At 61.7% G+C, this 23,431-nt stretch carries 19 protein-coding genes, 3 tRNA genes and 1 CRISPR repeat array; of the genes, 11 read left to right on the top strand and 11 right to left on the bottom strand.

Annotated features, from left to right (window positions below):
- Nucleotides 1–57 precede the first annotated feature (57 nt).
- From efp to serS, 3 genes are all read left to right on the top strand, one after another.
- Nucleotides 58–621: an elongation factor P gene (gene efp, locus LQR33_RS04870; protein ID WP_031296347.1), complete on the top strand. Its 564-nt coding sequence runs from the start codon at nucleotides 58–60 to the stop codon at nucleotides 619–621.
- 164 nt (nucleotides 622–785) lie between these two features.
- Nucleotides 786–1,853: a CRISPR direct-repeat array (repeat unit 29 nt; unit sequence CGGTTCATCCCCACGCACGTGGGGAACAC).
- Nucleotides 1,854–2,150: 297 nt separating this feature from the next.
- Nucleotides 2,151–3,482 carry a replication-associated recombination protein A gene (locus tag LQR33_RS04865; RefSeq protein WP_231467811.1) on the top strand — a complete coding sequence of 444 codons (1,332 nt, stop codon included), beginning with the start codon at nucleotides 2,151–2,153 and terminating at the stop codon, nucleotides 3,480–3,482.
- A 2-nt stretch (nucleotides 3,483–3,484) separates the two neighbouring features.
- Nucleotides 3,485–4,768 carry a serine--tRNA ligase gene (gene serS / locus LQR33_RS04860; RefSeq protein WP_221665955.1) on the top strand — a complete coding sequence of 428 codons (1,284 nt, stop codon included), beginning with the start codon at nucleotides 3,485–3,487 and terminating at the stop codon, nucleotides 4,766–4,768.
- 46 nt (nucleotides 4,769–4,814) lie between these two features.
- On the opposite strand, the gene LQR33_RS04855 is transcribed toward serS, so the two are convergent.
- From LQR33_RS04855 to phaR, 7 genes are all read right to left on the bottom strand, one after another.
- Nucleotides 4,815–7,322, bottom strand: coding sequence for an EAL domain-containing protein (locus tag LQR33_RS04855; protein ID WP_231467809.1), 2,508 nt, complete (start codon nucleotides 7,320–7,322; stop codon nucleotides 4,815–4,817).
- A gap of 148 nt (nucleotides 7,323–7,470) precedes the next feature.
- Nucleotides 7,471–8,787 carry a 30S ribosomal protein S12 methylthiotransferase RimO gene (gene rimO / locus LQR33_RS04850; protein WP_031296344.1) on the bottom strand — a complete coding sequence of 439 codons (1,317 nt, stop codon included), beginning with the start codon at nucleotides 8,785–8,787 and terminating at the stop codon, nucleotides 7,471–7,473.
- 142 nt (nucleotides 8,788–8,929) lie between these two features.
- Complete coding sequence (locus LQR33_RS04845) at nucleotides 8,930–9,658, bottom strand: class I SAM-dependent methyltransferase (RefSeq protein ID WP_231178686.1); 729 nt, start codon at nucleotides 9,656–9,658, stop codon at nucleotides 8,930–8,932.
- A 25-nt stretch (nucleotides 9,659–9,683) separates the two neighbouring features.
- Nucleotides 9,684–9,899: a hypothetical protein gene (locus LQR33_RS04840; RefSeq protein ID WP_021477069.1), complete on the bottom strand. Its 216-nt coding sequence runs from the start codon at nucleotides 9,897–9,899 to the stop codon at nucleotides 9,684–9,686.
- A 235-nt stretch (nucleotides 9,900–10,134) separates the two neighbouring features.
- On the bottom strand, nucleotides 10,135–11,220 hold the full coding sequence (locus LQR33_RS04835; protein ID WP_231178688.1) for an RICIN domain-containing protein: 1,086 nt from the start codon (nucleotides 11,218–11,220) through the stop codon (nucleotides 10,135–10,137).
- A gap of 167 nt (nucleotides 11,221–11,387) precedes the next feature.
- Nucleotides 11,388–12,680: a methyltransferase domain-containing protein gene (locus LQR33_RS04830; protein ID WP_231467807.1), complete on the bottom strand. Its 1,293-nt coding sequence runs from the start codon at nucleotides 12,678–12,680 to the stop codon at nucleotides 11,388–11,390.
- Between the two features lie 92 nt (nucleotides 12,681–12,772).
- Nucleotides 12,773–13,333, bottom strand: a complete 561-nt coding sequence (gene phaR / locus LQR33_RS04825; protein WP_021477065.1) for a polyhydroxyalkanoate synthesis repressor PhaR — start codon at nucleotides 13,331–13,333, stop codon at nucleotides 12,773–12,775.
- A gap of 188 nt (nucleotides 13,334–13,521) precedes the next feature.
- Between phaR and LQR33_RS04820 the strand changes: the two genes are divergently transcribed.
- Both LQR33_RS04820 and LQR33_RS04815 read left to right on the top strand, forming a co-directional pair.
- Nucleotides 13,522–14,076: a phasin family protein gene (locus LQR33_RS04820; protein ID WP_166438886.1), complete on the top strand. Its 555-nt coding sequence runs from the start codon at nucleotides 13,522–13,524 to the stop codon at nucleotides 14,074–14,076.
- A gap of 133 nt (nucleotides 14,077–14,209) precedes the next feature.
- Nucleotides 14,210–15,346, top strand: coding sequence for a M14 family metallopeptidase (locus LQR33_RS04815; protein WP_166438887.1), 1,137 nt, complete (start codon nucleotides 14,210–14,212; stop codon nucleotides 15,344–15,346).
- A 58-nt stretch (nucleotides 15,347–15,404) separates the two neighbouring features.
- On the opposite strand, the gene LQR33_RS04810 is transcribed toward LQR33_RS04815, so the two are convergent.
- The 3 genes from LQR33_RS04810 to ygfZ form a co-directional block, all read right to left on the bottom strand.
- Nucleotides 15,405–17,126 carry a hypothetical protein gene (locus LQR33_RS04810; protein WP_166438888.1) on the bottom strand — a complete coding sequence of 574 codons (1,722 nt, stop codon included), beginning with the start codon at nucleotides 17,124–17,126 and terminating at the stop codon, nucleotides 15,405–15,407.
- Nucleotides 17,127–17,288: 162 nt separating this feature from the next.
- Nucleotides 17,289–17,594, bottom strand: a complete 306-nt coding sequence (locus LQR33_RS04805; RefSeq protein ID WP_166438889.1) for an H-NS histone family protein — start codon at nucleotides 17,592–17,594, stop codon at nucleotides 17,289–17,291.
- Between the two features lie 98 nt (nucleotides 17,595–17,692).
- On the bottom strand, nucleotides 17,693–18,727 hold the full coding sequence (gene ygfZ, locus LQR33_RS04800; RefSeq protein WP_231467805.1) for a CAF17-like 4Fe-4S cluster assembly/insertion protein YgfZ: 1,035 nt from the start codon (nucleotides 18,725–18,727) through the stop codon (nucleotides 17,693–17,695).
- Nucleotides 18,728–18,938: 211 nt separating this feature from the next.
- Between ygfZ and LQR33_RS04795 the strand changes: the two genes are divergently transcribed.
- From LQR33_RS04795 to LQR33_RS04770, 6 genes are all read left to right on the top strand, one after another.
- Nucleotides 18,939–19,014: transfer RNA gene (locus tag LQR33_RS04795), tRNA-Asn, on the top strand.
- 33 nt (nucleotides 19,015–19,047) lie between these two features.
- Nucleotides 19,048–19,123 (top strand) — tRNA-Asn (locus LQR33_RS04790).
- Nucleotides 19,124–19,156: 33 nt separating this feature from the next.
- Nucleotides 19,157–19,232: transfer RNA gene (locus LQR33_RS04785), tRNA-Asn, on the top strand.
- An 83-nt stretch (nucleotides 19,233–19,315) separates the two neighbouring features.
- Complete coding sequence (locus LQR33_RS04780; RefSeq protein ID WP_166438891.1) at nucleotides 19,316–20,173, top strand: DMT family transporter; 858 nt, start codon at nucleotides 19,316–19,318, stop codon at nucleotides 20,171–20,173.
- 59 nt (nucleotides 20,174–20,232) lie between these two features.
- Nucleotides 20,233–20,694 (top strand): large conductance mechanosensitive channel protein MscL, encoded by a 462-nt coding sequence (gene mscL / locus LQR33_RS04775; RefSeq protein WP_231467803.1) that lies wholly within the window; start codon nucleotides 20,233–20,235, stop codon nucleotides 20,692–20,694.
- A gap of 245 nt (nucleotides 20,695–20,939) precedes the next feature.
- Entirely contained in the window at nucleotides 20,940–21,509 is a 570-nt protein-coding gene (locus LQR33_RS04770) for a TMEM165/GDT1 family protein (RefSeq protein ID WP_221665963.1), read from the top strand.
- A gap of 51 nt (nucleotides 21,510–21,560) precedes the next feature.
- Here LQR33_RS04770 and LQR33_RS04765 read toward each other — a convergent pair whose 3' ends face one another.
- A complete protein-coding gene (locus LQR33_RS04765; RefSeq protein ID WP_231467800.1) occupies nucleotides 21,561–23,360 on the bottom strand; it encodes a methyl-accepting chemotaxis protein in 1,800 nt (599 codons plus the stop codon).
- Nucleotides 23,361–23,431 lie beyond the last annotated feature (71 nt).

The raw sequence follows: 23,431 nt of genomic DNA, 5'->3' as shown, positions 1-23,431 counted from the left end.
GTGTTTTGTCGGGAATCTTTCCCGGCTTCATTTCAAGAGTTTGGGAATTAGACAAGCATGAAAACCGCACAAGAACTGCGCGCTGGTAATGTATTCATGGTCGGCAGCGACCCGATGGTTGTTCAAAAGGCTGAATTCAGCAAATCCGGCCGCAACGCCTCCGTCGTCAAGATGAAGATGAAGAACCTGCTGACCGGCGCCGGCAGCGAAGCCGTATACCGCGCGGACGACAAGTTCGACGTGGTGGTGCTGGATCGCAAGGACTGCACCTACTCCTACTTCGCCGACCCGATGTACGTGTTCATGGACACCGAATTCAACCAGTACGAAGTGGAAGCCGACAACCTGGGCGATACCCTGAACTTCATCGTCGACGGCATGGAAGACATCTGCCAGGTTACCTTCTACGACGGCAAGGCCATCTCCGTGGAACTGCCGACCACCGTGGTCCGCGAAGTGGAATACACCGAGCCGGCCGTGCGCGGCGACACCTCGGGCAAAGTGCTGAAGCCGGCCCGCTTGGTTGGCACCACTTTCGAAGTTCAGGTTCCGGCCTTCGTCAACACCGGCGAAAAGATCGAAATCGACACCCGCACCAACGAATTCAAGAAGCGCGCCTAAGCCTTCTGGATTGTTGTGCCGAAAAAGCGCCCCAAGGGGCGCTTTTTTGTTTTCGGACGCGGCCAGGCTGGCAACGCCGCGACACCACTCCAGCCGTCCCCCGTCACTCATCCCCACAACCGTGGGGAATATTCTCGAACCCTCAAGCCTTGAGGCACTAGCTTTGGCTCATCCCCACGTGCGTGGGGAACACCCGTTGTAGAGGCGGGCGACGTCGGCCCATTTCGGTTCATCCCCACATGCGTGAGGAACACTCCTTGGGGATCACAAATCCGATTTCCCTGGCCGGCTCATCCCCACGTGCGTGGGGAACACCTCGCCACCGACATCACCATCCCAACGGTCCACGGTTCATCCCCACGCACGTGGGGAACACTCGACAGAGTCGCGGTAATGGGTCCCCAGCACCGGTTCATCCCCACGCACGTGGGGAACACATACACGAAGAACCCGCGAAGAAGGCGTTTTTCGGTTCATCCCCACGCACGTGGGGAACACCCCTGCAGCTGGGCCTGGAGTGTTACTTACTACGGTTCATCCCCACGCACGTGGGGAACACTTTGTGTTTTGCTCAGGCCGCGAACAACGCGCCGGTTCATCCCCACGCACGTGGGGAACACGCATCAGCCAGGCGTTGACAGCGTAAGCCTGACGGTTCATCCCCACGCACGTGGGGAACACTCAAGATTACGCATCCTGAATCTCCACTCCCTGCGGTTCATCCCCACGCACGTGGGGAACACGCTGTTGCGGACGCGTTGCTGCGTGTACCGAGCGGTTCATCCCCACGCACGTGGGGAACACCCGGCCAAGATTCGGCGCCTGGTGCCGGACGGCGGTTCATCCCCACGCACGTGGGGAACACCCCAGCCCGGCGATCCCCAATTTGACGCCGAGCGGTTCATCCCCACGCACGTGGGGAACACGGGTCCTGTTTGCTATGGCGATCAACCAAACCCGGTTCATCCCCACGCACGTGGGGAACACCATTCGACGCCACCATTCAGCGCTGCAACCAGCGGTTCATCCCCACGCACGTGGGGAACACGTCCTGAACCAGGTCAGCGGGCTGGTGGCCGGCGGTTCATCCCCACGCACGTGGGGAACACGCTTATTCATGCCGAATCCTCCATCGTCAACTGCGGTTCATCCCCACGCACGTGGGGAACACGATACCTGCACCGACGACGGCCATTTCACAATCGGTTCATCCCCACGCACGTGGGGAACACACCATTTTCAAACTGCTGATTTTTAAAGATAAAAAACCACCTCAAAATTCTACCGATTTTTCTGGTCGAAAACCGCCGCTCAAATCGTCCCGCCAAGCGCCACACGGCATCAGGAAATCTTCCCTTCGCCATCATTTCGAAAAACGAAGCACGGAGCTTGCACGGCAAGGTTTCCAGGCTCCATAGCCTACCGTCATTCCATCGACATGCAAGCAAAAAGCACCGGCCCGGCGCTTTTTTCATGCCCGCCTCCAACTGGTATACTGTTTCTCCGCTCCATCCCGCCCAAATCGCGCCATGTCCGATCTTTTTTCCGTCGAACCGCAAAAACCGCTGGCCGAGGCCTTGCGCCCGCAAGCGCTCGACCAGGTGGTCGGCCAGCAGCACCTGATCGGCCCGGGCAAGCCGCTGAGCCTGGCGGTGGCGTCCGGCAAGCCGCACTCGATGATATTGTGGGGCCCGCCCGGCGTGGGCAAGACCACGCTGGCGCGCATTCTGGCCGCCAGCTTCGATGCCGAGTTCATCCCGATCTCGGCGGTGTTCGCCGGCGTCAAGGACATCCGCGAGGCGGTGGAAAAGGCGCATGCCGTGCTGCAGCGTTCCGGCCGACGCACCATCCTGTTCGTCGACGAGGTGCACCGCTTCAACAAGAGCCAGCAGGACGCCTTCCTGCCCTTCGTCGAATCCGGCCTGATCACCTTCATCGGCGCCACCACCGAAAACCCGTCGTTCGAGGTCAATTCCGCGCTGCTGTCGCGCGCCCAGGTCTATGTGCTGAACAGCCTGAGCGAGGATGAGCTGAAGCAATTGTTCGAGCGCGCGCGGTCGGAAGGCGCGCTGGACGGGCTGAATTTCGACGACGCGGCCGTCTCCACGCTGACCGGTTACGCCGACGGCGACGCCCGCCGCTTCCTGAACTTGCTGGAACAGACCCGCACCGCGGCGCAGACCCGCGGCGCGGCGCACATCGACCCGGCTTTTCTGGAAGAAGTGCTGACGCTGAACGCGCGCCGCTTCGACAAGGGCGGCGACGCCTTCTACGACCAGATCTCGGCGCTGCACAAATCAGTGCGCGGCTCCAATCCGGACGCCGCGCTGTACTGGCTCAGCCGGATGCTGGACGGCGGCGCCGACGCGCGCTACCTGGCGCGGCGCATCGTGCGCATGGCCTGGGAAGATATCGGCCTGGCCGATCCGCGCGCGATGCAGATCGCCAACGACGCGGCGCTGACCTACGAAAGGCTGGGCAGTCCGGAAGGCGAACTTGCGCTGGGACAAGCGGTGATCTATCTGGCGGTGGCCGCCAAGAGCAATGCCGGATACAACGCGTATAATCAGGCCCGCGCCTTCGTCAAACAGGACAAATCCCGCCCGGTGCCGGTACACTTGCGGAACGCGCCCACCCGCCTGATGAAGGAACTGGGTTACGGCCATGCCTACCGCTACGCGCACGATGAGCCCCACGCCTACGCCGCCGGGGAAACCTATCTTCCGGAGGGGCTGGAAGACATCGAGTGGTACCGTCCGGTGCCGCGCGGGCTGGAAAGCAAGATTCAGGATAAACTGGCCTTTTTGCGTCAGCTGGATGCAGACGCCCAGCAAAATCCCGATAGTGAAAAACAGGAATAATCATGCTCGACATCAATCTACTTCGCAATGACATCGAAGCCGTCGCCGCCCGTCTGGCGGACCGCGGCTACACCCTGGACACCGCCGCATTCAATCAGCTGGAAGCCGAGCGCAAGTCCCTGCAATCCCGGATGCAGGAACTGCAAGCCAAGCGCAACGCTACTTCCAAACAGATCGGCATCGCCAAGAGCAAGGGTGAAGACGTCTCCGCCATCATGGCCGAAGTAGCCACTCTGGGTGACGAGCTGAAAGCCGCCGAACAAGGATTCGACGGCGTGCAGGGCAAGCTGGACGCCTGGCTGATGTCCATCCCCAACCTGCCGCACGAATCGGTGCCGGCCGGCAAGGACGAGGCGGACAACGTGGAAGTGCGCCGCGTCGGCGTGCCGCGCCAGTTCGACTTCGAAGTGAAAGACCACGTCGACGTCGGCGCCCCGCTGGGCCTGGATTTCGACACCGGCGCCAAGCTGTCCGGTGCCCGCTTCACCGTGCTGAAGGGCGACATCGCCCGCCTGCACCGCGCCATCGCCCAATTCATGCTGAACACCCATACCGGCAGCCACGGCTACGAAGAGCACTACACCCCGTACATCGTCAACGACACCGCGCTTTTGGGCACCGGCCAACTGCCCAAGTTCGCCGACGACATGTTCAAGGTGACCCGCGGCGGCGACGAGTCCGCCGTGCCGCAATACCTGATTTCCACCTCGGAAGTGACGCTGACCAATACCGTCGCCGACACCATCCTGCAAGAGAGCGAGCTGCCGAAGAAGATGACCGCGCACTCGCCGTGTTTCCGTTCCGAAGCCGGCAGCTACGGCCGCGACACCCGCGGCATGATCCGCCAGCACCAGTTCGACAAGGTGGAGATGGTGCGCGTGGAGAAGCCGGAAGACTCCTACGCCGCGCTGGAAGAAATGGTGGGCCACGCCGAGAACATCCTGAAGGCGCTGGAGCTGCCCTACCGCGTGATCACATTGTGCACCGGCGACATGGGTTTCGGCTCGTCCAAGACCTACGACCTGGAAGTGTGGCTGCCGGCGCAGAACACCTATCGCGAAATCTCCAGCTGCTCCAACTGCGAGGCCTTCCAGGCCCGCCGCATGAAGGCGCGCTACAAGGACGAAAACGGCAAGAACCAGCTGGTTCACACGCTGAACGGCTCCGGCCTGGCGGTAGGCCGCACCCTGGTCGCGGTGCTGGAAAACTACCAGAACGCCGACGGCAGCGTGACCGTGCCGAGCGTGCTGCGTCCGTTCATGGGCAAAGACAGGATCGGCGGCTAAGCTCCGGCTTCCGATGAAAAACCGGCGTCTCCCGACGCCGGTTTTTTTACGCCTCCGCGCCGGCCAGGCTGCAGCTCAGCAGCGCCTCATAATCAGCGCGCGGCAGCGGCCTGCTGAACAGATAACCCTGCGCGCAGTTGCATCCCTGCTCCAGCAGGAAACGCCGCTGCGCCTCCTCTTCCACCCCCTCCGCCACCACGTCCAGCCCCAGGCTGCGGGCGATGGAGATAATGGCGCTGGTGATGGCGGCGTCGTCGCCGTCGCAATGCAGGTCGTCGATGAAGGAGCGGTCTATCTTCAGTCCGCGCACCGGCAAGCGCTTCAGATAGGACAACGAGGAATAGCCGGTGCCGAAGTCGTCGATGGACAGATACATGCCCAGCTTCTGCAGCCGGAACAGCGTGTCCACCATGCCGCCGGCGTCCTCCATCACCACGCTCTCGGTAATTTCCAGCTCCAGCGCGCCGCTGTCCAGGCCATGGCGGGCCAGCGTCTGCTCAAGCTCGGCGACAAAATCGCCGTGCTTGAGCTGGCGGCCGGAAACGTTCACTGCCAGCCGGCCCGGCGCCAGGCCAGCGTCGCGCCAGCGGCGGGCGTCGGCGCAGGCGGTCTCCAGCACCCAGGCGCCGATCTGCGCGATCAGCGCGCTTTCCTCGGCGATGGGAATGAAACGGTCCGGCGGCACCAGGCCCAGCTCGGGATGCCGCCAGCGCAGCAGCGCCTCCGCGCCCACCAACGCGCCGCTGTCCAGCGCCACCTTGGGCTGGTACCACAGCTCCAGCTCCTGCTGCGCCAGCGCGCGGTGCAGGCTGTATTCCAGCTTCAACCGCTCCAGCGCGCGCGCGTTCATGTCCGGGGTGTAGAACTGGAAGCCGTTCTTGCCGCCATCCTTGGCGCGGTACATCGCGGTGTCGGCGTGAACCAGCAGCGTGTCGGCGTCGCGGCCGTCCAGCGGGAACATGCTGATGCCTATGCTGGCGGAGATGAACATCTGCTGGCCGGCCACGCCGGACAGCTCGGTGACCGCGTCCAGCATCGCCTGCGCCCGCGCGGCCACCTGGGCTTCGCCGGCGGCACCTTCCAGCAGCAGCGTGAATTCGTCGCCGCCCAGCCTGGCCACGGTCTCGGTGGGCAGCAGCCGCGACTGCAGCTGCCGCGCGATGTGGATCAGCAACTGGTCGCCGGCGTAGTGGCCCAGGGTGTCGTTGACCAGCTTGAAGCGGTCCAGATCGATGAACAGCAGCGCCAGCTGCTGGCCGGCCGCGCCGGCCCGGTCCACCGCGCCCTGCAGCCGCTCCAGGAACAGCGTGCGGTTGGGCAGGCTGGTCAGCGCGTCGTGGTTGGCCAGGAAGTGCAGCCTTTCCTCGGCCTGCTTCCGCTGGGTGATGTCGGAAAATACCGCCACGTAGTGCAGGCATTCGCCGTTGGCGTCGCGGATCGCGGTGATGCTCAGGTGCTCGGTGTACAACAGGCCGCCCTTGCGGCGGTTCACCACCTCGCCCTGCCAGCGTCCGTCGCGCAGCAGGCAGCGCCACAGCTGCTGATAGAACTCAGGCGGCTGCTTGCCGGATTTCAGCAAGGCCGGCGTCTTGCCCAGCGCCTCTTCCCGGCTGTAGCCGGTGATGCGGGCGAAAGCGGGATTCACCGACTGGATCACGCCGTTGCGGTCGGTGATGATGATGCCTTCCATCGTCGATTCGAACACCTTGTCGGCCAACAGCAGGCTGTGGCGCGACTGCTGCAAGGCCTCGTCCCGCTGACGCAGCGCCTCGTTCAGCTCGTGCAGGTATTCGTGCTCGATGCCCTGCACGATGTCGTCGAAGCCCAGCAGCCTAAGCAGGCCGCCGTCGTCGCCGAACACCGCTAGGTGGCGGATATTGTGCTGCTGCAGCAGGCGCCTGGCCTGCAGTAAACTGGAAAATTCGGACACGCCGATCAGCGGGCGGCGACAGCCCTCGCCCAGGGTTGGCGGCAACTGGTCCGAAGCCAGCCAGCGCAACACGTCGCGCTGGGTGACGATGCCGTGCCCGCCATCGTCCAGCGCCACAGCTAGCGCGGACAGGCCCTGCTCGCGCATCCGCTCCATCGCTTCGCGCGGCGTGGCCGCCGCCGGCAGCGACCGCGCCGGCAGCCCGGGCAGGTCGCGGATGCGCTTGACGATCAGAAAGGATTCCAGCCCCTGATTGCGGACGATGTCGGTCAGCGTGACGATGCCCAGCGGCTGACCGCGCTTCCACACCAGCGCGTGGCGCAGCTGGCGACGGCGGAAGGCCTCCACCGCGTCCTGCAACGACATGTCGTGCGGCAGGCTGGCCAACTGCGCGCTGACCGCCTGCCCCACCGGCAGGTCCGGATCGCGGCGTCCCAGCGACGCCTCCAGCGCATCGGATTCGGTCCACAGGCCCAGCACCTCTCCTTTTTCGTCGCGCACGACGATGGAGCTGCAGGCTGCCGCCATCATCCGGCTGGCGGCTTCGCGGATGGGCAGGGACGGCGGGCAACACAGGAGATCGCAAGATGCGATGTCGGCCAGGGTTTGAATCGAATAGGACATTGACAAACATGGCCTCGTCATAAGCTGACGGCCATTATACCGTTAACCATCTTGCCGCAAGGGCCGGAATGTCAAAAACTTTATCCAGTGCGAAATAAAAAAGCGCCGGATCGAAATCCGGCGCTTTGTCTTGTCCGCGAGGCACGCGTCAGCGACGCTCGCCCCACAAATCGTGCTCGCTGCAATCGACGATTTCCACCTGGTAGAACTCGCCCGGCTGCATGCCGGTCGAGTCTTCGACAAACACCAGGCCGTCGATTTCCGGCGCGTCGGCATAGCTGCGGCACACCGCGGTGCCTTCTTCATCGATCTCGTCCACCAGCACTTTCAAAGTCTGGCCGACGCGGCGCTCCAGGCGGCGCGCGCTGATTTCGGCCTGCACTTCCATGAAGCGCTCCTTGCGGGCTTCTTTCACGTCTTCCGGCACCGGGTTCGGCAACTCGTTGGCGGTGGCGCCTTCGACCGGGGAGTAAGTGAAGCAGCCGACGCGGTCGAGCTCCGCCTCGCGGATGAATGCCAGCAGCTCCTCGAAGTCTTCCTCGGTCTCGCCGGGGAAGCCGACGATGAAGGTGGAGCGGATCACCAATTCCGGGCAGATCTCGCGCCACTTCTTGATGCGCGCCAACACGTTGTCGCTGTTGGCTGGCCGTTTCATCAGCTTCAGCACCTTCTGGCTGGCGTGCTGGAACGGGATGTCGAGATACGGCAGGATCTTGCCGTCGCGCATCAGCGGAATCACCTCGTCTACATGCGGGTACGGGTAGACGTAGTGCAGACGCACCCAGATGCCGTGGCTGCCCAGCTCTTCGCACAGCTCGGTCATGCGGGTCTTGACCGGACGGCCGTTGTGGAAACCCAGCTTGTACTTGGTGTCCACGCCGTAAGCCGAGGTGTCCTGCGAGATCACCAGGATCTCTTTGACGCCGGCCTTGGCAAGGCTCTCCGCCTCGCGCAGCACGTCGTGGATGGGACGGCTTTCCAGATCGCCGCGCATCGACGGGATGATGCAGAAGGTGCAGCGGTGGTTGCAGCCCTCGGAAATCTTCAGGTAGGCATAATGCTTGGGCGTCAGGCGCACGCCGATATCCGGCACCAAGTCGACGAAGGGGTCGTGCGGCTTGGGCAGGTGGGTATGCACCGCGGTCATCACTTCCTCGGTGGCGTGCGGGCCGGTCACGGCCAAGACCGACGGATGCACATCGCGCACCACATCGCCCTTGGCCCCCAAACAGCCAGTGACGATCACTTTGCCGTTTTCATTCAGCGCTTCGCCGATGGCGTCCAGCGATTCCTCTACGGCGGAGTCGATGAAGCCGCAGGTATTCACCACCACCAGGTCAGCCCCGTCATAGGAAGGAGCGATTTCATAGCCTTCGGCGCGAAGGCGGGTCAGGATCTGCTCGGAATCGCTCGCGGCCTTGGGACAACCAAGGGAGACGAAACCGACGCGGGGAGTCTTGTTCATGTTCAACGTCTTGGGCGGAAACAAAATCGCGCGATTATACAACGGTTTGTCTCGCGATACTCACATGGTTTAACGCGTCGGCTTGCCCGCGCAAAAACGAGTAGATAAAGAGGCGCGGCGGACCGCGACGCCTCCCCTGCGCTTACTTTTGCGCGGCTATCAGCACCAGCATCGGGCGCTCGGCCTCCTCCGCCAACGCCGGCTCGATGGCGATCTGCTCGGCGCTCGGCCCCCATTCGTTCACATGCCGCAACGCGAAGCCGGCAGCCATCAGGGCGTTGAGCGTGGCGCCCAGCGTGCGGTGGTACTTGACCACGCCGTCGGCCAGCCAGTTGCTGACGCGCCGCCCCTCCGCCTGGTAGCCGTTGACCGCCCAGGAGCGGCGGCCTTCTCTGTCATTTACCCACTGCTGAACGCTCGGGCAGGTATGGATGGGATGCTCCATCGAAAACACCAGCCAGCCGCCTGGCCTCAAGGCGCGATGGGCAGCGGCGAACAACGGATCGAGGTCGGGCAGATAGTGCAGGGTCAGCGAGCTGTAAACCAGATCCAGCCCTTGTTCGGGCAGGACCAGCCGTTCGAGGTCGCCTTGCTGGTAATGGATGTTGCCGCCGCGGGTCAGCTCGCGAGCGCGCGCCAGCATCTTCTCCGACAGCTCGATGCCCAGCACTTCGCTGGCCCCCGCCTCGCTGGCGTAGCGGCAGAACCATCCATAGCCGCAGCCAAGATCGGCCACGCTCTTGCCGCGCAGATCGGGCAGCATGGCGCGCAGCGCCGGCCACTCGGGCGCGCCGTCCAGGCCGCAGCGGGAGCGCGGCAGCTGCGCGTAGCCATCGAAAAATTCTTGGTCGTCGTAAATGTTCTGGGACATGGAATCATCCTTTCTGAAACACAATTCAAGTTAGTTGCGAATTCACGCGGAAATGAAAAAAGCGAGCCGGTTTGACCCGGCTCGCTTGGAAGAACGCCATCGTTGAGAGGACGGCGGAAACGATCAGGGCCGCGGATGAATCATCATCCGCGGCCCTGTTGATATCGATCGCCACGCGCCATGCCGCCTCCCCTGGCGGGAAGCGCTCAATCTGCGTGGCGATGAATGAGTGGAAGCTCAAGCTTCCGTATCAGGCTCCGAACAATGCTTCATCGCTAGCGATTGCGCGGAGCGCGCTCGGGTCACTCTCTGATCCGAGGCGTAAAGGGCAGTCATGGTTCGCCTATGGGTGGGTGGATTGCCGAAGGGCAAAACTTATCTGAAGAAACAGAGGGGTGTCAAACATGCCGCCGCGGCCATCCCCCGCCCCAAAGAAGAGAATCCGGCCAGACTCGGCCGGATCGGCGTCGCGTCCGTCAGCGCGTCGGCAAGCTCCAGCTCTGATTGGCCGTGCCGCCGCACTGCAGCAGGCTGACCGGCTGCCCGGAACGATTGGCGCTCAGGCACAAGCCGCTCTTGGCGCTGCGTATCGCGCTGCCGCTGCGCGTCCAGGCGGATGTCCCGCTGCAGCTGCGAATGTCGACGCCGCTGCCATGCTCTTCCAGGCAGTAATTGTCCTTCAGCTGCAGCGAGCCATCCTTCGCATGCACCCAGGCCTGGTTGCCGCCGCCGTGGCAACCATAAGTAATAGCCGCCGCGCCCTCGCTCGCGCCGCCGCTGGCATCCAGGCACTGGCTGCCATTAGCGATCGGCCCTCGGGTGCTGTTGCCGATGCCGTTTTCCTGCGCGCTGCTCTGGCTGTAGGCCGTGACCTTGGAAAAAACCGGGCAGGCGTCGCTGACCGAGGTGCCGCTGATGCTGGCCGGCACCAGTCTGCCGGCGACGAAGCCGGACGGCACGCCGAATGTCGCCTTGCTATAGGGCTGGCCCAGGCAAGTGGCGCGGTTGCTGTTCCACTCGAAGTATTCGGCCCAGTTGACCATATTGTGCGGCGAGATCTTGCTCGCCGCGGTCTTGATGCTGCCCAGCTTGAACGACGCGCCGCTGGTCTGATCGGTGACGGTCACCCCCAGCCAGCCGCCAGCCTCGTAAGCGACGTGGAAGCGATAGCTGTGCCCCTGCGTCCAGTCCACGTGGATGCGGCAGCTGCGGCCGGTGCCTTCGCCGGAGAACGTGGTGCAGTAACTGCCGACGCTGCCTGCTTTGGCGTCGGTGGTGTCCCAGGCGGAAAACAGGAAGGTGCGCTTGCCGCCGCCATTGCTCTGCATGCCGGTATAAGCGCCGGACGTGCCGACCAGATCGAACTGGTTGGCCCAGTACACATTGGCGGAATAGCCTGGATCGCGGTCCACCTTGATGGTGAAATCAACGGCATCCATGCCAGCCGACGCGGTGGCGGGGAAGCGGTAGTTGGTATAAGTGCCCGGGGTCTTGCCCAGGGCGTGTGCCAAAGGGGAAAGCGAAAGCAGCAACAGCAGGGAAAGCGTGTTTTTGGCGCGCATCGCGGTCATCCTTCATGAGATTGACGAAAAACACGCGCAAACGATGCCACTCGTCTACGCATGGCGATGACTTTATGAATATCCAAAATAGAGCAATTGATCAATATGAATTAATTACAAATACCATTTAAATACCATGGTAGTTTGTTTCGAATCACTCGTAACGCCTAGCGTTTTCGCGCGCAGACGAAGTCGCCCCACACCGGGCAGCCGGACTCGTCCCTGACCGGCATCCGCGTTCTTTCCAGCACCTCCCAACCTTCTTGCAGCAAACGGTCCAGATAACGGACATGGTGGCGGTAGCGGCCGCTGTGATGCAGCCGGAAATCGCCGGCCTCGCCGTCGTCCAGGCTTTCGGTGCAGAACAGCAGCAGGCCGCCCGGCGCCGCACGCGCGGCCAACAGCATGAACAGCTGGTCCAGATCACCCAGATAAGGCAGCGTGTCCATGCAGACGATCAGCTGGTAAGTCCCACCCCCTGTCCGGAGAAAGTCACGCAGCTCCCGCTCATCCAGGCTGTCGTATATTCCCTTGGCCCTGGCCCGCTCCAGCATGCCGACGCTCAGATCCACGCCATCGAGCCGGCTGGCGTAAGGCCGCGCAGCCTCGCCGACCAGCCCGGTGCCGCATCCCAGGTCCAGCGCGGGCAGCGAATGCGCCGCGATGCCCAGCCGGGACAGGCAAGCCGCCGTCCATTGCGGACCCTGATAACGCAAGCGCGCCAGATCCTGATCGAAGCTGGCCGCCGCGGCGTCGAAGGCGCTGCCGACGTATTCAGCGTCGCAGGAATCCGGTGCTTCTCCCCCGCCGAACGCCGCCAGCATGTGCCGGGCCACCGGGCTGTCGCCCCGCTCCCGCAGCCAGTCCTGAGCCAGCGCCCTCGCCTCCTCATGCCGCCCCAGTTCGCACAATGCCTGCCCCACCGCGATCGGCGCCATCGCCCCGGGCGGCTCGGCCAGCACGCCCAAGGCGTTGCAGCGCCGGGCCTCGCCGTGGCGTCCCAGCCGCAGCAGCATGCCGGTCAGCAGATGGAAGGCGTCCGGGCAATGCTGGTTCAGCGACACCGCATGGCACAACGCTTGCTCGGCCTCGGCGTCCCGGCCGGCCCGCAACAGCTGCGCGCCCAGATTGGTCCAGTAAAAATAGCGGGCCGGGTCGAGCCGGGCGGCCTCGCTCAGCGCGCTCACCGCCTCCTGGTCCAGCCCCATCCGCGCGCGGGCCAGCCCCAGATTGAAATGCCACTCGGCATGGCCGCCATCCGCCGCCACCGCCCGCTCCAGCAAGGGCAGCGCGTCATCCGCGCGGTCCCGCTGCATCAGCAGGAAGCCCAGCCAATGCCTGGCGGCGGCGCCCTGAGCCTCATCGTCCAGCAGATCGCGGTAGGCTGATTCCGCCGCCTCCGCGTCGCCGGACAAGTGCAGCCGCTGCGCTCGCCGCAGGCGCTCGTCTTCAACCGTCATGTTCGCTTTCCCCGGCCGTCAAAACACAAGCAAAAAACAAGGCCGGAGCGTTTCCGTCCCCGGCCCTTCATGATCCCTGCCGCTTTCGCCGCTCAGGATTTGTCCTTGTCCTCCGAACCCGGATAGCCCGGGAAACCGAATCCGCCGAACAGCTGTTTGGTCTGCTCCTGCATGCGGTTTTGCATCTCCAGGAACATGCCGGTGCTCTGCTCCATGTAGTTGGCCATCATGTTCTGGATTGCCGGCCCCTGCAGCTTCATGAACTCGCCCCACATCGTGGTGTTCAGCATCGCGTTGTCGCCATACATCGCGCGGGTCTGCTCCTGCATTTTTTGCTGCAGCTGCGAAAAAAGCTGGAGATTCTTCTCCAGGAAAGGCCCCATCATGCCCTGCATCGCCTGGCCGTAGTAGCGGATGAACTGAGTCAGCACCTCATAGCTGAACATCGGCATGCCGCCGTTTTCCTCTTCCAGAATGATCTGCAGCAACACGCTGCGGGTGATGTCTTCTTGAGTCTTGGCATCCACCACCTGGATGTCGACATTGTCCAGAACCAACTGTTTGACATCACCCAAAGTGATGTAGGAACTGGTGGCGGTATCGTACAGACGGCGGTTCGGGTACTTCTTGATGACCCGTTTCTCAACACTCATTTATCGCTCCTGGTTTATCTTCGTGGTGTTGTGCGCTGGCAATCTAACATAAATACAACAAACTAGAGCAAATCTTCTACCACCCCTTTGCCCCTTGTGCTACATTTACGCGTCATTGTGCGGCGCACAATACCACTTCAACGGAACACAGTCGGACCCCATTTTCCACGCAATGGAGGTTTTACACCATGTCCTACAACAACGAACAGCTGAACAAGCTCTCCCTGACCGGCCTCGAGTCCACCCTGCGCTTCGCCCAGATCGCGCTGGACAGCACTGAGCGCCTGGTCAAATTGCAACTGGAAGCGTCCAAGCAGTCGCTGGAAGACCATACCAAGGCCGCCAGACAACTGACCGAATTCAAGGACTCCCAGGAAGCGATCAACCACCTGAACAAGCTGGCCACCCAGTCCATCGACAAGCTCGTCAACCATTCTCGCGATCTGTACGAAGTGGTCTCCGGCACGCAAAGCGAGCTGAGCAAGCTGGTTGAGGAGAGCGTAGGCCTGTTCAACAAATCGCTGATCAGCTCGATCGAATCCGTGGCCAAGAACGCGCCCGCCGGCTCCGACGCCACGCTGAACGCGGTGAAAACCTCGGTAGCCGCCGCCGCCGCCGCGGTCAACACCTTCAGCAAGGCCGCCCAACAAGTGGCCGAGTTCACCGACAGCAGCGTCAAGGCCGCCACCAGCGCCACCGCCGACGCGGTGAAGAACTCCTCCAAGCGCGGCGCCACCGTCTGAGGCCCGAGGGGCAGCGCCCTTCGCCGCAACCCCGCCCTCACGGCGGGGTTTTCGCATTAACGGGTGCGCGCCCCACGCTGCGGCGGTACAATCCCGTTTTACCAGATTGAGCAAGCACGACAGGTTCCCCCGCATGAAAATCAGCAGCAACTTCGACGCCGGCAGCATCGAGATCGTCTCCGCCGACAGCCTTGAAGACATCCAACTGCGCATCCGCCGCGACAACGCGGCCGACTTCGCTCAGTGGTTCTACTTCCGCGTGCAAGGTGCTGCCTATCAACACTGCACCTTCCGCTTCCTCAACGCCGCCGAATGCGCTTACCCGCAGGGCTGGGTGGACTACCAGGCGATGGCCTCCTACGACCGCGTCAACTGGTTCCGCGTGCCCACCCACTACGAAGACGGCGTGATGGTGATCGAACACGTGCCGCTGTCGGGCAGCATCTACTACGCCTACTTCGAGCCCTACACCTACGACCAGCACCTGAACCTGATCGGCCAGGCCCAAGGCTCCGGCCTGTGCCAGGTATCCGACCTAGGCTCCACCGTGCAGGACCGCGACATGAACCTGCTGACCATCGGCCACGAGGTGGAGTCGGACCTGAAGATCTGGATCACCGCGCGCCAGCATCCGGGCGAAACCATGGCGGAATGGTTTGTCGAGGGTTTCCTCAACCGCCTGCTCGATCCGCAAGACCCCACCAGCCGCGCGCTGCTGGACCGCGCCACCTTCTACGTGGTGCCGAACATGAATCCGGACGGCTCGGTGCTGGGCAATCTGCGCACCAACGCCGCCGGCGCCAACTTGAACCGCGAGTGGGCGAACCCCAGCGCGGAAACCAGCCCGGAAGTGCTGGTGGTGCGCCAGAAAATGCTGGAAACCGGCGTGGATCTGTTCCTAGACATCCACGGCGATGAAAACATTCCTTATGTATTCCTGGCCGGCACCGAAGGCGTGCCGTCGTGGAATGCCAAACTGGAAAAGCTCGCCGACAGCTTCCGACACCATTTCCTGCTGGCCAGCCCCGATTTCCAGACCGAGCACGGCTACCCGCGCAACGAGGCCGGTAAAGCCAACATGAGCATCGCAACCAACTGGGTTTGCGAGCAATTCGGCTGCCTCGCCTTCACGCTGGAAATGCCGTTCAAGGACAACCACAACCTGCCCGACGATGATTTCGGCTGGAACGGCCAACGCAGCCTGCGTCTGGGTGAGTCCGCGCTCAGCCCGATCTACGCGGTGCTCAATGACCTTGCCCACGGCGAGTAAGCCACTTTCCGCATGAAAAAAGCCGGCGATTGCCGGCTTTTTTCATGCATTGCTCCGCTCACATCGCCACGGGAAGCTTGTCCAGCGTTTTCACCAGCTCCACCTCGGCCATGCACCAATCGCTGCCCTTTTCCAGCACCTTGCCCAGCGCGATCTGAAAATGCTTGCCCCGCGCAGTCATGTAAAACTGCTTGCCCAGCATGTATAGCGACAAGGGCAGGATCAATGCGTTGATCACCTTGCCGCCGCGCCGGTATGGCATGAACAGACTGATGTGGCCAGCCAGCCAGACCTGGTCCGGCGGCAGCGTGGGGTCGATCAAACGGGTATCGGTTGGCCGCAGCGACGCCGCCAGCGGCCGCGTGCTGAGCGTTTCCACCCCCAGGTAGATACGCTCCCGGCCAGTGCGCTTGACCCGGCGGATGATGCCCAGGCTCCAGGACTCCTGCTCCGGCTCGCGAAAGCCGATCAGGCTGCCCAGGTTGACCCACTCGTTTCCCATCACATCCAGCGACACGCCCAAACCCGTCTGGCTGACGTTCTCCAATGACCAACGCTGAAACTCCTGAGGCAGGGCCGCCTCCGCGGTTTCTCCGGACAACGACAACGAACTGGTCGCGGGTGACGGCGACAGCGTCTTATCCCGTTTGCGGCTGGTGACGAAGCCATAGATGCGGATATTGGCGGCGTCCTCGTAGCTGTCCTTATCCACGCCCCGCTGACTCTGCATCTGCTCTTCGTCCGGCCTGCGGATCAGCTTGTGCAGCAGATGCAGGCGATGCGCGACCTCCACCTGCCGGTCGCTGACCGCTACCCGCTCCGCTCGCTCGAATAGCACCGGCTTGGCCGACCATTCCCGGGTCAAAGCGCGCAGCAAAGAAGCGTCAATGCCCGGTTCGATCAAACGTTTCAACTCGGGGGGAATGCGCCCCGCCTCCATCATGATCGTCCAGCCATGCAGGATTTCCACCAGCTCCGCCGTATTCCAGTAACGCATCCATTCTCCGCCCTCCCCCTTCACCCGCGCGGCAGGCTTGGGGTCGGCCAGGGATACGCAAAAACTGGCATCGGCGAAATACGATTGACTGATGGTCATCCGGTTGCTGAGCAAGGCAAGCAGCTCATAAGAGAAATTCATCTGCTTGGCATTTAGATTGCCATTGCTTAGCACCGACATCATATGCAGCGCCAGATACTGATCCTGCGCCGTGGTTGCGGCGTTTTTCTCACCAAACAGGAATACCGGCCGGCTATCCCAGCCGCGCTGTTCAGCAAAACGGTAGAGCTGATTTACATTCAGCCAGAATACTTCATCTGGCTGATAGTTTCTTACGTATTGCCATTTTGCATACTCAGCAAGGTAATAGGACATCCGCGCCAGAACCAGCGGCAAATGCCCCTGCACCTTTACGCCATTAGGGTTATCAGGTTGCACTGGCAATGCATATTGGTAAAAATCGGTAAACTGCTTGCCATAATTCAGGATTTGCGCGCGCAACTGGGCTTCCAGCACCTTGGGCATGCGAGCATTCATCAGATATTGCACGCATAGCGTATCGTGCAGCGGCTGTGTCTCCTCATTCAAAACCAATACCGCTTCCAACTGATCCGCGGACAGCTCCAAAGAAGGCGAGTTCAAGCCCGCCAGCAATTCGGTCACCTTGTCGTGCGCGCCGGCGCCGAACTCTTGTTTCAGTTTTTCCGCATAGGCTTTCGCCGATGATGCGTTGGCCAAGGGATCTTGCTTGCCCTTGGATCCCCTTGCGAAGAAATCCAGCATGCTCTTGTCCAGTACCGTTTAGGCCCTACGCCAAGCGATGCTCCGTCTGCGCAGGCTGCCATCACTATTTATAGCAAGCAGCTATGTTTGCCGCTGCCGGGCAAGAAAGAAGAGTAGAAAAAAAAAGCGCCGAGTCGGCGCTTTCTTTATATGAGTTCAAGCTTAGATAGCCAGAGCTTCCAGCTTTTTGCCGCTGTCGATCCAGGCCTGAACCCAAGCCGGCTTGCGGCCACGGCCGGTCCACGTCAGGCTGCTGTCGCTGGGGTGGCGATACTTGGCTTCCACCGGCTTGCGCACTGCGACGGCCTTGCTCAACACGTCTTCCACGCTCAAGCCATAGGCGCGGGCCAGTTCGATAATCTGCTTTTTGGCCTTGGACTTTTCTTCCACTTCGCGACGCTTGATTTCGTTTTCTACGTCAGCCTTCAGTGCGACCAGTGCGGTGAATTCCAGCTTCGACAGATCCATGACATGTTCCCTTGATTATTGGTTTAACGATTTACAGGATGTAATGTAGCTAATCGAAATGGCGCAAGTCAAGGATTAAAAGGAAAATGGATTACCCATTATTCTGTCACGGATTCGATTGCATACGGCAATTCCAACCGGAACAGCCCAATAGTATGTTCCTCATCGGCAAATATGCCAGCTTCCCACGTCTGCGATTGCGCCACGGCCAAACCCAGATAAGTGGAATCGTTCACCTGACATACCGCCGCCAGCATGCCTATCGACTGATCTGGCAATTGCGGACTATAAAGCTTGTCCCCAACCGACAATGCAGTACCAAATGTTACCTTGAACATCCTGCGCTTCATCTTGCCTAGATACTGGCTGCGCGCGACGATTTCCTGCCCCGGGTAGCACCCCTTCTTGAAGTTGACCGCGCCAATCAATTCCATATTCGCCATTTGAGGCACAAACTGTTCCTGCGTCGCCTGCGCCACCCAGGCGATTCCAGCCTGAATATCCCGCAATGCCCATGCTTGCGCCAGTACCGGCTGCAGGCCTTCCGTGCCAGCGATATCCTCTCCGAGTCCACTGCCATCTTTCAGCGCCAACAGATAGCCTCCATTCGGCAAGACCACCAAAGCGGCTTCAGATCGCGCTTCCACCTGCAATTTTTCCAGCGAGCCCAAGCTAGGGAAATGTTTTTGCAACGCATCCCTGGCCAAAATGCCGGACATCCCCAATAACGACCAATCTCGATCCAGCGTCACCTTCACCTTGGAACGCAACACAAACATGGCGAGTCTTTTGGCAACGGCCTCAGCGATATCCGCGGAAACCATCAGGCAATAAGCGCCCTCATGCTGCCAGATCAGAAAACTCGCCAGCATGCGCCCCTTTGCGGTGGAATAGGTGCTGTACTGCGCGCAGCCCGGCGTCACATCACGAATATCATTCGACAACTGCCCCTGCAAAAATGCGGCGGCGTCCTCGCCCTCCACCCGGATCAATACGAAGTTTTCCAGCGGGGCCAATATCGAACCCTTTTCCACAGCGGCTACCTGCTCCAGATGGGACGCCAACGGCACCTGGCCATTTTCGCTGCGAACCACGCCCTTTTGTCTCAACCATTCATCCCAAAATGCATTCATGTTCCGTCGACTCCGCATTGATTTCGATAGCCGATCTTACCGCCAACGGCCATCCCATCGCCAGCGGCCTCCGGCATGACCAATGAAATATCATTGCATAACAAACACCTAAGATACCCTCTCCCAGTCCGCCCATCCGCCGCCGTATTTTTTACCGCGGCAGGCATTGACAAGGCTGACAGGCTCCGTATATAGTTCGCCCTCACTCAATTCCCTGATAGCTCAGTTGGTAGAGCGACGGACTGTTAATCCGCAGGTCGCAGGTTCGAGCCCTGCTCGGGGAGCCACCACTTCTGTGGCTCAAATTCGAGTGCATTTGTTCCCTGATAGCTCAGTTGGTAGAGCGACGGACTGTTAATCCGCAGGTCGCAGGTTCGAGCCCTGCTCGGGGAGCCACACCGCCTCACGGCGCCCAATTCAAAGTTTTGTTCCCTGATAGCTCAGTTGGTAGAGCGACGGACTGTTAATCCGCAGGTCGCAGGTTCGAGCCCTGCTCGGGGAGCCAGAATACGATAAGCCGCAGCTCACGCTGCGGCTTTTTCGTTTCGCGTTTCCCTTTTACAATCGTCTCCATCCACCGGAGAAACGATGTTGAACAAACCGATACCGCTCGCCATCGGCGCCATCCTGCTGTGGGCATCTCTGGCCACGCTGGGCGCGCTGACCCGCAGCCTGCCGCCCTTTCTCGTCGTCGGCGTCAGCCTGTGCGTCGGCAGCCTGCTGTCCATCCACCGCATCCGCGATTGGAAAGTTCCGCCGCGCACCCTGCTGGCCGGCATCTACGGCCTGTTCGGCTACCACTTCCTGCTGTTTTTCGCCTTCCGGCTGGCGCCTGCGCTTGAAGCCAACCTGCTCAACTATCTGTGGCCGCTGCTGATCGTGATGCTGTCACCGCTGCTGCGCCCCGGCACCCGATTGATGCGCCGCCACATCATCGGCGGCATTCTGGGCTTCATCGGCGCCGGACTGATCGTCACCGGCGGCAAGCTCGCCCTGTCTCAGCAGTACCTGCCGGGCTACCTGCTGGCGATCTCCGCCGCCGTGGTCTGGTCGACCTTCAGCCTGCTCCTCGGCCGCCTGCCCGCTTTTTCCGGCAGCGCGATGGGCGGCTTCTGCCTGGCATCCGGCCTGCTGTCCCTGTTGTGCCACGCGCTGTTCGAGCCCGCGGCGCAACCCAGCGCCATGCAATGGACGACGCTGGTTCTTCTGGGCTTAGGCCCGATGGGCGGCGCTTTCTTCCTGTGGGAGCGCGCGCTCAGATTTGGCGATCCCCGGCAGATAGGCTCGCTTTCCTACGCCACCCCGCTGCTTTCCACCCTGCTGTTGACCGCCAGCGGACAGGGCGCGCTCAATCCGCAGGCTGCCGTCGCCATCCTGCTCATCCTGGGCGGCGCGCTGCTGGGCACCCTGCCGGACCGGCAGGCGCCGCAAGTTCAAACCCAGTAGCTTTGCCAAAAATATGCATTAACAGTTAAAATAATCACTATCAAATAAAAGGAAAAGCCATGTCTGTTCTGAAAGAATTCAAGGAATTCGCCGTCAAGGGCAATGTGATCGATCTCGCCGTCGGCGTCGTCATCGGCGGCGCATTCGGCTCCATTGTCAAGTCGCTGGTAGACGATGTGATCATGCCACCCATCGGCCTGCTGATAGGCAATGTCGACTTCTCCAACTTGTTCTTCGTACTGAAGGACGGCGCCAAGCAGGCCGGCCCCTACGTCTCGGTTGCCGCCGCCAAGCAGGCCGGCGCCACCACGCTGAACCTGGGCTTGTTCATCAACTCGCTGGTCAGCTTCACCATCGTCGCCTTCGCCATCTTCATGCTGGTCAAGGCCATCAACCGGCTGAAGCGCGAAGAAGCCGCGCCCACCCCTGCCGCGCCCGCCACCAAGGAATGCCGCTACTGCCTGTCCGCCATCCCGGAAAAGGCCACCCGTTGCCCCTGCTGCACCTCTCAGCTGGACTAGAAGCGCAGCCACCGGCGGCGTCGAAATCGGCGCCGCGCTTGCCCGCGCCGAACGATTCCCCTACAATCGCTTCCGTTCTGGGGGAGTAGCCTCGGCGCGCGACAGCGCCGGCACCGGTCAACATACTTGGCATTCGCCATGGCCGCTGCGACGATCTTCCGTTTGGCAAGACCCATGACATGTTTGCGCACAGCGGGGCCGCGGCGCAGGCTTGTCATGGCGTGTCCGCGGCCCCTGGAGTTCCCATGCAAGCCTTCATGATTTCCACCGGCGTGGTGGCCTTGGCCGAGATCGGCGACAAGACCCAATTGCTGGCCCTGCTGCTCGCCTCCCGCTTCAAGAAGCCCGTTCCCATCATCTTCGGCATTTTCGTATCGACGCTGGTCAACCACTTCGCCGCCGCCGCCGTCGGCCAATGGCTGATGAACCAGGTCGGACCCGACCTCATGCGCTGGGGCCTGGGCCTGTCCTTCGTCGCCATGGCGGTATGGATGCTGATACCTGACAAGCTGGATGAAACCGACGCGCTACGCGAACGCTTCGGCATTTTCGGCACCACCGTGATCGCCTTCTTCATCGCAGAGATGGGCGACAAAACCCAGATCGCCACCGTGGCGCTATCGGCGCGCTTCCCCGAACAACTCTATATGGTGGTGGCCGGCACTACGCTGGGCATGATGATCGCCAATGTGCCAGCGGTGCTGCTAGGCGAGGTGGCGGCGAAAAAACTGCCGCAGAAGCTGATGCATGCGATCGCCGCCGCGCTGTTCATCGGACTGGGCATCGCCACGCTGATGACGCCGCTGTCGCTGTAATCGCAGGCATGGAAAAGGGAGGCCTCGGCCTCCCTTTTTCTCATACCGCGCTCACTCCTGCGTCAACAAGGCGTGGGGATCGAAACCCACCCGCAAGGCGCCCCAGTGCCGTCCGCGCAACTCCAGCGGCAGCACCACCTCGGACAACACCTCGCCAGTGTCCCGGCTATATGTCTGCAACAGGAAGGGCTGCACATTGCGCGCCGCGCGCAAGCCGGCCGCGTCGTTAAAGATGCGCTTGTCGCGGCTCTCGACCAGATCCTTGGCCGGATCGCCACTGGGCGGCTTACTGTACCAGCTGTTATGGGTCGGCGCGTAGCCGTTGCCATCCACCGCCACGCAGAACTTGCCGCCCGGAATCTGCCCCACCATGCCATCCAGCATCGGCTGCAGAAGCTTTTCCAGCTTGGCGTCGTAGGCGGTGCGGTATTTCGCCGGCGCGGTGCCGGCAATCTGCTGGTAACGCTGGTCGAACAGATCCAGGCCGCCCTGCTGCGCCTGCTGCAACAGCCCCTGCACCTGATCGCGGACATCCCGCGCCCGATTCACAGCCTGATCGAAAGCGCCGTCGCCGATGACGAACTTGGAAACCAGCTCCTGCACCTGCTCCGCCGCCACCGTCAGCTCGGTCGCCGCTTTTTCGGTCTGCCCCAGGCGGCCGCTCACCAACTGTCCCAGCTGGTGGATTTCGGCCACATTCCGGTTTACCTGCTGGTTGCTGTCGGCGAAACCATGCATGGTGGAAGCGATCTGGCTCAGACCGCTGGACGTCGCCTCGAAATCGCCCATCATTTTGCTGAAATGCTCGGACGCGCGCGAGATCACGTCGCGCGCCTGATTGGTATCGGCGGTGATAGCTTCGGTTTCCTTCTGGGTATTCGCTACCAGGCCCAGCATGCCGTCGATGTTATGCGAAATTTCGTCGGTGGCGGTCTTCACCCGCTCCGCCAGCTTGCGCACCTCATCCGCCACCACCGCGAAGCCGCGGCCGCTCTCGCCGGCGCGCGCCGCTTCGATGGCGGCATTCAGCGCCAACAGATTGGTTTGCTCGGACACGTCCTTGATCAGATCGACAATGGTCTTGATGCTGGCCGAGCGCTGGCTCAAATCCTCCACCGTGTGATTGAAATGGCCAACCTTGCGGCTGATGTCGTGAATGCTATCCGTCACCAGGCGCAATTCCTGGTAAGAGACGCGCGCCACTTTCAGGTTCTCGGCGGTGGTGGTGGAGATGGCCTCCGTCTGCTCGGTGACCAGCCCCGCCCCGCGCGTCGAGTCGTCGCTGGCCTGCCTCACCTGCTTGGCCAGATCGTCCTGCTGGCGGGCGCTGCCCAGCGATTCGGTGACGTTGCGCCGCGTCACCGCGGAATCCATCGCGATGCGCACTGTCATCAGTCTCACCTTGCTGATGATTTCCCGCATCTTCAACAAGAAACGGTTGTAAGACAGCGACAGCTCGCGGATCTCGTCATAGGTGATGGTGGGAATTTCACGCGACAGATCGCCGGCGCCGGCGCCGATCTCGTTGAAGATTTGGATGATCATGCGCAGCGGCCGCACGATCAGGTAGCGCAGATACCAGACCATGAAAGCGATGAAGACGAAACTCAAGGCCCACAGCCCCAGCGTCCAGTACAGCGCGCTGTCTATGCTGGCCTCGACCCCGGCCATGATCTGCGGCGACACGCCGGCGCCGCGCAGGCTGTCGCGAATGTCGGACAAGGCATGGTAGCTGTAGGCTACCATCAGCAGCTGGAACAGGCTGATGAAGAAGAAACTGCACAACTTTTTGCCAAGCGTATTCCAGAACGTCTTTTCCGAAAACGTGTACAAGCGCCAAAACCACTCCATTTGCTCTCCTCTTGCCGGCTGTGCCGCCGCTATTTTTTATTAGGACGTTATTTTTTCCGATGCGCGCCGCA

Origin of the sequence: Chromobacterium piscinae (assembly GCF_021129175.1) — a bacterium.
In the GTDB taxonomy this organism is placed as follows: Bacteria; Pseudomonadota; Gammaproteobacteria; order Burkholderiales; family Chromobacteriaceae; genus Chromobacterium; species Chromobacterium piscinae.
The sequence above is the reverse complement of the archived record's forward strand: the minus strand, read 5'-3'. Positions and strand labels throughout refer to the sequence as shown.

Bases quoted from the DNA above. Each gene is read 5' to 3' on its own strand.
- phaR (WP_021477065.1), bottom strand. From the start codon at position 13,333: ATGAGTGTTGAGAAACGGGTCATCAAGAAGTACCCGAACCGCCGTCTG.
- LQR33_RS04820 (WP_166438886.1), top strand. From the start codon at position 13,522: ATGTCCTACAACAACGAACAGCTGAACAAGCTCTCCCTGACCGGCCTC.
- LQR33_RS04835 (WP_231178688.1), bottom strand. From the start codon at position 11,220: ATGCGCGCCAAAAACACGCTTTCCCTGCTGTTGCTGCTTTCGCTTTCC.
- LQR33_RS04810 (WP_166438888.1), bottom strand. From the start codon at position 17,126: ATGCTGGATTTCTTCGCAAGGGGATCCAAGGGCAAGCAAGATCCCTTG.
- ygfZ (WP_231467805.1), bottom strand. From the start codon at position 18,727: ATGAATGCATTTTGGGATGAATGGTTGAGACAAAAGGGCGTGGTTCGC.
- LQR33_RS04845 (WP_231178686.1), bottom strand. From the start codon at position 9,658: ATGTCCCAGAACATTTACGACGACCAAGAATTTTTCGATGGCTACGCG.
- rimO (WP_031296344.1), bottom strand. From the start codon at position 8,787: ATGAACAAGACTCCCCGCGTCGGTTTCGTCTCCCTTGGTTGTCCCAAG.
- efp (WP_031296347.1), top strand. From the start codon at position 58: ATGAAAACCGCACAAGAACTGCGCGCTGGTAATGTATTCATGGTCGGC.
- LQR33_RS04780 (WP_166438891.1), top strand. From the start codon at position 19,316: ATGTTGAACAAACCGATACCGCTCGCCATCGGCGCCATCCTGCTGTGG.
- LQR33_RS04855 (WP_231467809.1), bottom strand. From the start codon at position 7,322: ATGTCCTATTCGATTCAAACCCTGGCCGACATCGCATCTTGCGATCTC.
- serS (WP_221665955.1), top strand. From the start codon at position 3,485: ATGCTCGACATCAATCTACTTCGCAATGACATCGAAGCCGTCGCCGCC.
- LQR33_RS04805 (WP_166438889.1), bottom strand. From the start codon at position 17,594: ATGGATCTGTCGAAGCTGGAATTCACCGCACTGGTCGCACTGAAGGCT.
- LQR33_RS04865 (WP_231467811.1), top strand. From the start codon at position 2,151: ATGTCCGATCTTTTTTCCGTCGAACCGCAAAAACCGCTGGCCGAGGCC.
- LQR33_RS04830 (WP_231467807.1), bottom strand. From the start codon at position 12,680: ATGACGGTTGAAGACGAGCGCCTGCGGCGAGCGCAGCGGCTGCACTTG.
- mscL (WP_231467803.1), top strand. From the start codon at position 20,233: ATGTCTGTTCTGAAAGAATTCAAGGAATTCGCCGTCAAGGGCAATGTG.
- LQR33_RS04815 (WP_166438887.1), top strand. From the start codon at position 14,210: ATGAAAATCAGCAGCAACTTCGACGCCGGCAGCATCGAGATCGTCTCC.
- LQR33_RS04765 (WP_231467800.1), bottom strand. From the start codon at position 23,360: ATGGAGTGGTTTTGGCGCTTGTACACGTTTTCGGAAAAGACGTTCTGG.
- LQR33_RS04770 (WP_221665963.1), top strand. From the start codon at position 20,940: ATGCAAGCCTTCATGATTTCCACCGGCGTGGTGGCCTTGGCCGAGATC.